10 protein-coding genes are annotated in these 9647 nt (G+C 62.3%); all 10 read left to right on the top strand.

Features of this window, described 5'->3' with window-relative positions:
* On the top strand, positions 1-748 hold a 748-nt coding region (locus tag GPS82_RS11745), incomplete at its 5' end, for a GMC oxidoreductase (RefSeq protein ID WP_296494896.1).
* A 45-nt stretch (positions 749-793) separates the two neighbouring features.
* Entirely contained in the window at positions 794-1837 is a 1044-nt protein-coding gene (gene mgrA, locus GPS82_RS11740; protein ID WP_296494893.1) for an L-glyceraldehyde 3-phosphate reductase, read from the top strand.
* Positions 1834-2709 carry a DMT family transporter gene (locus tag GPS82_RS11735; protein ID WP_296494889.1) on the top strand — a complete coding sequence of 292 codons (876 nt, stop codon included), beginning with the start codon at positions 1834-1836 and terminating at the stop codon, positions 2707-2709. The genes mgrA and GPS82_RS11735 overlap by 4 nt, the downstream gene beginning before the upstream one ends.
* Before the next feature lie 28 nt (positions 2710-2737).
* Positions 2738-3940, top strand: coding sequence for a threonine ammonia-lyase (locus GPS82_RS11730; RefSeq protein WP_296494886.1), 1203 nt, complete (start codon positions 2738-2740; stop codon positions 3938-3940).
* A gap of 194 nt (positions 3941-4134) precedes the next feature.
* On the top strand, positions 4135-5982 hold the full coding sequence (locus tag GPS82_RS11725) for a phosphoenolpyruvate carboxykinase (GTP) (protein ID WP_296494883.1): 1848 nt from the start codon (positions 4135-4137) through the stop codon (positions 5980-5982).
* Between the two features lie 113 nt (positions 5983-6095).
* Positions 6096-6515 (top strand): universal stress protein, encoded by a 420-nt coding sequence (locus tag GPS82_RS11720; RefSeq protein ID WP_296494881.1) that lies wholly within the window; start codon positions 6096-6098, stop codon positions 6513-6515.
* Between the two features lie 91 nt (positions 6516-6606).
* A complete protein-coding gene (locus GPS82_RS11715; RefSeq protein ID WP_296494878.1) occupies positions 6607-7647 on the top strand; it encodes an SLBB domain-containing protein in 1041 nt (346 codons plus the stop codon).
* A 32-nt stretch (positions 7648-7679) separates the two neighbouring features.
* Entirely contained in the window at positions 7680-8723 is a 1044-nt protein-coding gene (locus tag GPS82_RS11710; RefSeq protein ID WP_296494875.1) for a glycosyltransferase family A protein, read from the top strand.
* Positions 8720-9283, top strand: a complete 564-nt coding sequence (locus GPS82_RS11705) for an acyltransferase (RefSeq protein ID WP_296494872.1) — start codon at positions 8720-8722, stop codon at positions 9281-9283. The genes GPS82_RS11710 and GPS82_RS11705 overlap by 4 nt, the downstream gene beginning before the upstream one ends.
* 44 nt (positions 9284-9327) lie before the next feature.
* A partial coding sequence (locus tag GPS82_RS11700) for a hypothetical protein (protein WP_296494869.1) occupies positions 9328-9647 on the top strand: 320 nt, incomplete at its 3' end.

Genomic DNA, 9647 nt, shown 5'->3' with positions numbered 1-9647 from the left:
GGGCCAGCATTTGCATGACCATATCGACATGGTCCAGGTGGTCGATGCGCCCCGGGGCAAGGATTTGTTTGGCATCTCGCCGGGAGGCGCTTTGCGCGTGCTCAAGGGACTTTTTGAGTGGCGCAAGTCGCGCAGCGGCATGCTGACCACCAATTTTGCCGAAGCTGGCGGCTTCATCAAGAGCGATCCGGCAGAGGCGCTGCCCGACCTGCAACTGCATTTTGTGATCGGCAAGCTCATCAACCATGGCCGCACCACCACGTTCGGCCACGGGTTTTCCTGCCATGTGTGCCTGTTGCGACCGCTCAGCCGCGGCAGCGTGCGCCTGGCCAGCAAGGATGCCACAGCGGCGCCGCTGGTGGATCCGGCTTTTTTGAATGAGCCAGACGACATGGCGCGCATGGTGCGTGGCTTCAAGGCGATGCGCAACATCCTGCAGCAGCCGGCGCTGGCCCAATTCGGCGGGCGCGAGCTGGCCGCCACCGCCATGGCGCAAACCGATGCCGAGATCGAGCAGGCCATCCGCAACCTGGCCGACACCATTTACCACCCGGCAGGCAGCTGCCGCATGGGGCCGGGTGAGATGGATGTGGTCGATGCCGAGTTGCGTGTGTATGGCCTGCAGGGTTTGCGCGTGGTCGATGCCTCCATCATGCCGAGCATTGTGAGCGGCAACACCAATGCGCCGGTGATCATGATTGCCGAAAAAGCCGCCGACCTCATCAAACGGGAGGCTGCCCTGGCGTGACGGTGCAGGTGCTAGCATGCCGGTCTGCCCATCACCATCGCCCCCATGACCTACCAAGCCAGTCCTGCGCGTTACAACGCCATGCCTTACCGTTTTTGTGGCAAAAGCGGTCTCAAGCTGCCCGCCATTTCCCTTGGCCTGTGGCACAACTTTGGCGATGCCACACCGCTGGCCAGTCAGCGCGAAATGCTGCGCACCGCGTTCGACCTCGGCATCACGCACTTTGACCTGGCCAACAACTACGGGCCGCCCTACGGCAGCGCCGAGACCAATTTTGGCGCGCACCTGAAGCGCGACTTCAAGCCCTACCGCGATCAGCTCATCATTTCCAGCAAAGCCGGCTGGGACATGTGGCCCGGCCCCTACGGCTCGGGCGGCGGCTCGCGCAAATATGTGCTGGCCAGCCTCGACCAAAGCCTGCAGCGCATGGGGCTGGAGTATGTCGACATCTTTTATTCGCACCGTTTTGATCCCGACACGCCGCTCGAGGAAACCATGGGCGCTTTGGCCAGCGCGGTGCAGCAGGGCAAGGCCCTGTATGTGGGCATCAGCAGCTATTCGGCCAACAAAACGCGCGAAGCCGCCGCTTTGCTCAACAGCATGGGCGTGCGCCCGCTCATTCACCAACCGTCCTACAGCCTGATGAACCGCTGGGTCGAGGACGAATTGCTGGATGCGCTCGCTGACACCGGCATGGGCTGCATTGCCTTCAGCGCGCTGGCGCAGGGCCTGCTGACCGATAAATACCTCAACGGCATTCCGCAGGATGCACGCATCAACCGGGCGGGCGGCGGCTCCTTCAAGCCCGACTTTTTGAGCGATGCCAACCTCAGGCATGTGCGCGCCTTGAACGACATGGCGCAAGCCCGCGGCCAAAGCCTGGCGCAAATGGCCATCGCCTGGGTGCTGCGCGATGCCCGTGTCACCAGCGCCCTGATTGGTGCCAGTTCTGCCGCACAAATCACCGAGCTGGCCGGGGCGCTCAAGCACCTGGACTTCAGCGCGGACGAGCTCAAGGCGATTGACCAGCACGCGGTCGAGGGCGGCATCAACCTGTGGCAAAAGCCATCGACCGACCAGCGCCCTTGAAGCACCTTCCTCACGCGCGCGCCAACCTGCTGGCGCTTGCCGCGATTGCCATGTGGGGCAGCCTGGCCAGCCTCGGGGTGGCCTTGAGTCATGTGCCGCCGTTTCTGCTCACCGGCCTGTCGCTGCTGATTGGCGGGCTGATTGCGCTGCCGCTGTCTGGCTTCAAGCTGGCGGCGTGGCGGGTGCCGCTGCCCACCCTGGCGCTCGGTATCTATGGCCTGTTTGGCTACCACTTTCTGCTCTTTGTCGGCCTGCAGAATGCGCCGCCTGTGCAGGCCAACCTGGTCAATTACCTGTGGCCGCTGCTGATCGTGGTGCTGGCGCCGGTGCTGCTGCCCGGGCTGGTCATGCGCTGGCAGCATATTCTGGCCGGGCTGATTGGTTTTGCCGGTGCCGTCATCGTGATTCTTGCCGGCGTCGACGAGGACGCCCAGAGGCCTGGCGGGCTTCAAGGCGAGTGGCTCCTGGGTTATCTGGCCGCCGCTGTTGCGGCCTTCATCTGGTCCACCTACTCACTGCTGACGCGGCGGGTGCCGCATTTCGACACCGCCGCCATTGGCACGTTTGCCTGGATCTCGGGCCTGCTGGCCTTGCTGTGCCATGCCTTGATGGAGCCCGGCGTGAGCTTGAGTCTGCGCGACTGGGCGCTGATTGGCCTGATGGGACTGGGGCCGCTGGGCGGCTCCTTCTTTTTGTGGGACAAGGCGCTCAAGCTCGGCGACGCGCGCCACATCGGCCTGTTGAGCTACCTGACGCCGCTGCTGTCCACATCGCTGCTGCTGTGGGTCAGCGGCCGCGCCTTGACCTGGCCGGTGGCGCTGGCGGGCGTGCTGATTGTGGGGGCGGCGTGGCTCGGCACGCGCGTCAGATAAGGCGGCGCAAGACGTGCACAATGCGGCCATGATTGAACTCACCCACATTCAAGCCGCCGCCCAGCGCCTGCAGGGTCATCTGCTGCGCACACCTTGCGTGGCCTCCAAAACCCTCTCGGACATCACCGGTGCGCAGGTGTTTCTGAAGTTTGAGAACCTGCAGTTCACGGCATCATTCAAGGAGCGCGGCGCCTGCAACAAGCTGTCGCAACTCGACGCCGGGGAGCGCGCCCGCGGCGTGATTGCCATGAGCGCGGGCAACCACGCGCAGGGCGTGGCCTACCATGCGCAGCGCCTGGGGATTCGCGCGGTGATTGTGATGCCGCGTTTTACGCCGGGCGTCAAGATCGAGCGCACGCGCGGGTTTGGCGCCGAAATTGTGCTGCACGGCGACACGCTCGATGAGGCGCGCGGTCACGCACTGCAACTGGCCGAACAGCAACACCTGGTCTTTGTGCACCCGTATGACGACCCCGACATCGTGGCCGGCCAGGGCACGGTGGCGCTGGAGATGCTTGACGACGTGCCCGAGCTCGACACGCTGGTGGTGGCGATTGGCGGCGGCGGCCTGATTGCCGGCATGGCCAGCGCAGCCAAGGTCATCAAGCCCGGTATTGAAATCATCGGCGTGCAGGCCTCGCGTTTTCCGGGCATGTTCAACGCCATCAAGGGCACACACCTGCCGCAAGGCAACAGCAGCATTGCCGAAGGCATTGCGGTGGGCACGCCCGGCCTGCTGCCGCAAGCCATCATTCGCGACAAAGTGAACGACATTGTGCTGGTCGACGAGGGCGACATCGAGCAGGCCATTGTGATGCTGCTTGAGGTCGAGAAGACGCTGGTCGAAGGCGCCGGTGCCGCCGGGTTGGCCGCTTTGCTGAAATACCCTGAACGGTTCCGGGGCAAAAAGGTGGGCGTGGTGCTGTGTGGCGGCAATATCGACCCGCTGCTGCTGGCAGCCATCATCGAGCGCGGCATGGTTCGCGCCGGCCGCCTGGCGCGCCTGAAGGTGAGCGCGCGCGACGTGCCCGGCACGCTGGCGCTGATCACCGCCACCGTGGCCAATGCCGGTGCCAACATCAACGAGGTGCATCACCAGCGGGCTTTCACCACGCTGGCAGCGCAAAACGTCGAGATCGAACTGGTCATTCAGACCCGTGGCCCGCAGCACATCACCGAGGTGCTGGCGGCGCTGCAGCAGGCCGGTCTGCAGGCGCAACTGGTGCATTGATGCCTTCGGGCCGCGCCTCGGCCTGATGGCCTTCAGGGCCGGTTTTCCTGATTTGAAACAATAACCTTGCAACTATTGATGTAACCGTCAGGTAACTGATGGCGGCTTTCCCTAAAATTACCTTTTTCGGTTGGTTGTGCCGGAAAAGCCGAAAACGCTGAATTTTTTTAAAACATCGAGAGGACCTGTTCGCCATGTCAAATCTGAATATCAACGCGCCAAGCCATGTCAAAAACGCCAAACTGATCGCCTGGGTCGCCGAAATGGCCGCGCTCACCAAGCCCGACAGCATTTACTGGTGTGATGGCTCCGATGAAGAGTACGCCCGCCTGTGCCAGCAGCTGATTGATGCAGGCACCTTCAAAAAACTGAATCCCGCCAAGCGGCCCAACAGTTTTCTGGCCTGCTCCGATCCGACTGACGTGGCGCGCGTGGAAGACCGCACCTACATCTGCTCCGAGCACAAGGAAAACGCCGGCCCCACCAACAACTGGATGGCCCCCTCCGAGATGCGCGCCACCCTGCAGCCGCTGTTTGACGGCTGCATGAAGGGCCGCACCATGTATGTGGTGCCGTTCAGCATGGGCCCGCTGGGCTCGCACATTTCCCACATTGGCATCGAACTCACCGACAGCCCCTATGTGGCGGTCAACCAGAAAATCATGACGCGCATGGGCAAGGCGGTGTATGACGTGCTCGGCGCCGACGGTGCGTTTGTGCCTTGCATGCACACCGTGGGCGCACCGCTGGCGGCAGGTCAGCCTGATGTGCCATGGCCCTGCAACACGACCAAGTACATTGTTCACTTCCCTGAAACCCGCGAAATCTGGTCTTACGGCTCGGGCTACGGCGGCAACGCCTTGCTCGGCAAAAAGTGTTTTGCGCTGCGCATTGCCTCCAACATGGGCCGCGACCAGGGCTGGTTGGCCGAGCACATGCTGATTTTGGGTGTGACCAATCCGCAAGGCAAAAAATACCATGTGGCCGCCGCCTTCCCCAGCGCCTGCGGCAAGACCAATTTCTCCATGCTGGTGCCGCCCGCGGGTTTTGAAGGCTGGAAGGTGACCACCATTGGCGACGACATTGCCTGGATCAAGCCGCACGCTGACGGCAAGATGTACGCCATCAACCCCGAGGCGGGTTATTTTGGTGTGGCACCGGGCACCAATTTCCACACCAACCCCAACTGCATGGCCAGTCTCGACAAAAACGTGATCTTCACCAATGTTGCGCTGACCGATGACGGCGATGTGTGGTGGGAAGGCATGGAGCAAGACGGTGGCGGCCTGCCCGCGCATCTGATTGACTGGCAGGGCAAGGACTGGACCCCCGAGATCGCCAAAGCCACCGGCGCCAAGGCGGCCCACCCCAACTCGCGCTTCACCGTGGCGGCGGGCAACAATCCCGCGCTCGACGCCGAGTGGGACAACCCGGCGGGCGTGGCCATTGATGCCTTCATCTTTGGCGGCCGGCGCTCCACCACGGTGCCGCTGGTCACCGAAGCCCGCAACTGGATGGAAGGCGTCTACATGGCGGCCACCATGGGTTCCGAGACCACCGCAGCGGCTGCTGGCCAGATGGGGGTGGTTCGCCGTGATCCGTTTGCCATGCTGCCGTTCTGTGGCTACAACATGAGCGACTACTTTCAGCATTGGCTCGACATGGAGCACAAGCTCGAAGAGCACGGCCATACCCTGCCCAAGATCTTCTGCGTCAACTGGTTCCGCAAGAACGAGGCCGGCAAATTTGTCTGGCCTGGTTACGGTGACAACATGCGCGTGCTCAAGTGGATGATTGACCGCCTCGAGGGCAAGGCACAGGGCGTTGAGACCATGTTTGGCATCGCCCCCCTGTTTGATGAGCTCACCTGGACCGGCCTGCCCTTCAGCATGGAGCAATTCGACACTGTCACCAGCATCGACAAGGCTTCCTGGACCGAGGAGTTCAAACTGCACGCCGCCCATTTCGAGCAGTTGTCCTACCATCTGCCCAAGGAACTGATCGAGACCAAAGCCACGCTGGAGCAGCGCCTGAAAGCCTGAGTCAGTGAATGGGGCGGCCCCCGCCTCATTCTCCATGATCTTCTTTCTTGACAGGATTCAACACAAAGCCTCACCGCTTGGGTAAACTGGTGCCCCGCTTAAGGAGTTCCCGCATGAAGATTCTTCTCGCTGTCGACGGCAGCCCGTACACCAAAAAGATGCTGGCCTATCTGGCTGCGCACGAGTTGTTTTCGCCTAAAAACGAATACACCGCCTTCACCGTCCACCTGATGCTGCCAGCTCAGGCGCGCAGTGCCTTGGGCAAGGAACTGGTCACCAAATATTATGCTGATGAGGGCCAGCGCATCTTGAGTCCCGTCCATAAATTCCTGGAGCGTCACGGCGTCAAGGCCAAAGGCATCTGGAAGACCGGTAACGCGGGCGAGCTGATCGCCAAGCTGGCAGATACTGAAAAATTTGACCTCGTGGTGATGGGCTCACACGGCCACAGTGCCCTGGTCAACCTGATGGTCGGCTCGGTCGCGACCACCGTGCTGGCCAGCTGCAAGGTGCCTGCCTTGATCGTGCGCTGAGTCTTTCAGAAGTCGGGCTCGGGCGTCCCCGAAGCTTTGAGTTCACACTTCTGTCATGCTGTTTTTTGTGGGGTCATTAATATTCTGGCCCATGAAATCACGATTCCTTTATAAAGCGTCTTCAGGGGCGCTTTTGCTTTGTGTGCTGGGCCTTTTGGCCGGTTGTGCCAGTTCGGCCGGCTGGCCACGTCTGGAGGCGGGCCAGAACGATCAAAACCCCAGTTTCAAGCCCGTCGAAAAAGCGGCTGCGACCAAGTTGTTGTCCAAGGAAGACCTGGCCCTGCTCGAAGAACTGGTTAACCCGGTCTACAAGATCGGCAGTGGCGACGTGCTCAAGCTCGACGTGTTTGGCCGGGCTGAGGTGAGTGGTGTGCACACTGTGGGGCCAGACGGCAAGATCACCATTCCGATCATGGGTGATGTCGCGCTCAATGACCTGACCCGTGAGGATGCCCTGGCGCTCATCAATCAGGGTCTGCGCCAATATTTCAGCGCGCCCGCCGCTACCCTGGCGGTGCAGGAATACACCTCCAACCAGATCACGGTTCTGGGTCGGGTGGAGCGCGCCGGGATTCAGAAATTTGCCAATTCACCCACGCTCGCCGAAGTGCTGGCCAGCGCCGGGGCCATGCCCATTCTGGACAAACAGGCCACCCTGACCCGATGCGCCATCATGCGCGGGCGCGACAAGCTGATCTGGGTTGACCTCAAGGCCTTGCTGAGCGGCGATCCGGACTTTAACGTGCGCATGAAAAAGGGCGACATTGTCTATATTCCCGACTCGTCAGACACCTCGGTCTATGTGATGGGCTCGGTGCTCAAGCCGGGCGCCTACCGCCTGACTCCACGCATGACGGTACTCGATGCGCTGGCGCAGTCGGGGGGGCCCACTGAAAATGCCGCTCCCGAAAAAATCGGCATTTACCGCGCTGGTGCGGGCCGTGTCGAGATCATTGACTTCAGAGACCTGGTGGACGTCAGCCGCAAGGTCAACTTTGCGCTGGAAGATGGTGACGTGGTGTTTGTGCCAACCAGCAATCTGGCCGACCTGGGCTACGTCATGCGCCAGCTCTCGCCAGCCATTTCGGTCCTCACGTTCGGCCTGACCGCGAACACACTGGGCAACCAGTGATTCGGCCCGCAGCACTCAAGCATGCCTGCCCAATGAATATCCAGGCATCCGGGCCCAATTCTTCTGCACCAGACCAGCTGGCTCTGACACTGGTCTCGGTGGTGGTGATTGGCCGCAACGAAGGCGAACGCCTGCTGCGCTGCCTGGATTCGGTGGTGCAGGCCCACTGGGGCCAAATCACGTACGAGCTGATTTATGTGGACTCGCGCTCGACCGATGGCAGCGTGGCCCGCGCCCGGGCTTTGGGCGCCACGACCCTGGTGGTGGCGGATGCCAAGCCCAACGCGGCCAAGGCGCGCAACCTGGGTTGGCAAGCGGCACGCGGCGAGTTCATTTTGTTTTTGGATGGCGACACCCAACTCCATCCCGACTTTGTGTCCCATGCCTTGGCCACGCTGAACGAGCCCAAGCTCTGCGCGGCCTGGGGGCACCGGCGTGAATCCAGGCCTGAGCAATCGCTCTACACCCGGGTGCTCGACCTGGACTGGGTTTACCCCACCGGGCGCACGCTCTATTTTGGTGGCGACGTGCTGGTGCGCCGCGCCGCGCTGGCCGACGTGAACGGCTTTGATCCGACCCTGAACGCCGGTGAAGAGCCCGAAATGTGTGCCCGTTTGCGCGCTGCGCAGTGGGAAATTGAACACATCGATGTGCCCATGACCCTGCATGATCTGGCAGTGACCACCTTTCGCGCTTACTGGTTGCGGGCTTACCGCTCGGGTATCGCCTATGCCGAAGTGGCGCAGCGCATGAAACTTCGTGGCGACGTGCTCTGGCAGCACGAAGCCCGGCGTGATTTTCGCCATGCGGTGGTGTTCATCCTGGCACCATTCATCTGGATAGCCGCACTTTGGCTGAGCCCGCACCTGGCCCTGGCCATGGTTGCGCTGGCACTGCTGTTTGTGGCGCGCACCGTCCGGCGCTGCCAGTGGAAGGCGCCAGGCCAATGGGGCTTGTGCGCGTGCTACGCGTTGCACGCCCATTTCCAAAAAATTCCGGCCCTGTTCGGGCAACTCAAGTGGCGCCAGGCTCAAGCCCGGCAGGCGGAGCTTGCCCTGGTGGATTACAAGAAATGAAAGCCCTGCTGAGCCTGCTGCTGGCGCCCCTGGCCTGGTGCCAGCGTGTCGTTTTCGACCGAGCGCTGCGCCTGTGGAGCCTGTCCTGCCTGCAAGAGGCGTGCGGCCACCGTATCGACGCCTCCAACGTCATCCTGGGGCGCCTTGAGTTACACGGCACACGCAACATCCGGCTGGGTCGCAACGCCCTGATTTACCCCGGCGTTTACCTGGAAACCCAGGGTGCTGGCGCGATCACGATCGGTGACAACGTGGTGCTGTCGCGCGGGGTGCACATTGTGGCTTTCGAGCGGGTCACCTTGGGCGACGGTTGCATGGTGGGCGAATACGCCAGCATCCGCGATGCCAACCACGCGCTGGGTCAGGAGTCCATTCGCCACTCGGGCCATGTCAGCGCGCCCATCGACATTGGCGCCAGCGCCTGGATCGGTCGGGGGGCCGCGCTGCTCAAAGGTGCCAGCGTTGGCGCCAATGCCGTGGTTGGCGCCAATGCCGTGGTCACCAAGCCGGTGGCCGCAGCACAGATCGTGGGCGGCGTGCCGGCCCGCGCGCTGCACTGAGCCTGCCAATTTTTCAAGTCCATAGCGTCTTACCGCCCACCATCATGCCCTCCCATCCGCCCGCCATGGCCTATCTGGTCAGCCGTTACCCCGCCATTTCTCACACCTTTATTTTGCGCGAGGTGCAAGGCCTGCGCGCGCTGGGTCACACCTTGTTCACGGCCTCCATCAACCCGCCGGACCGCCCCGTGCAGGCCATGGAGGGCTATGAAAAACAGGAGGCCGAGAACACCTTTTTTGTCAAGGCGCAAGGCGCTTCGGGTGCCCTGGCGGCGCTGTTGTTCTGGGCGGTCAGCAGTCCGGCCAGGCTGGTCCAGACGCTGCGCCTGGGCTTGCAACTCGGCAAGAATGGCAGCTGGTTGTA

The organism is Rhodoferax sp. (assembly GCF_011391645.1).
Classification (GTDB): Bacteria; Pseudomonadota; Gammaproteobacteria; order Burkholderiales; family Burkholderiaceae_C; genus Rhodoferax.
Note: the sequence above shows the minus strand (reverse complement) of the source record. Positions and strands in the feature narration are given on the sequence as shown.

Excerpts from the sequence above, each read along its gene's own strand:
- mgrA (WP_296494893.1), top strand. The coding sequence starts at position 794 with ATGACCTACCAAGCCAGTCCTGCGCGTTACAACGCCATGCCTTACCGT.
- GPS82_RS11730 (WP_296494886.1), top strand. The coding sequence starts at position 2,738 with ATGATTGAACTCACCCACATTCAAGCCGCCGCCCAGCGCCTGCAGGGT.
- GPS82_RS11725 (WP_296494883.1), top strand. The coding sequence starts at position 4,135 with ATGTCAAATCTGAATATCAACGCGCCAAGCCATGTCAAAAACGCCAAA.
- GPS82_RS11720 (WP_296494881.1), top strand. The coding sequence starts at position 6,096 with ATGAAGATTCTTCTCGCTGTCGACGGCAGCCCGTACACCAAAAAGATG.
- GPS82_RS11715 (WP_296494878.1), top strand. The coding sequence starts at position 6,607 with ATGAAATCACGATTCCTTTATAAAGCGTCTTCAGGGGCGCTTTTGCTT.
- GPS82_RS11710 (WP_296494875.1), top strand. The coding sequence starts at position 7,680 with ATGAATATCCAGGCATCCGGGCCCAATTCTTCTGCACCAGACCAGCTG.
- GPS82_RS11705 (WP_296494872.1), top strand. The coding sequence starts at position 8,720 with ATGAAAGCCCTGCTGAGCCTGCTGCTGGCGCCCCTGGCCTGGTGCCAG.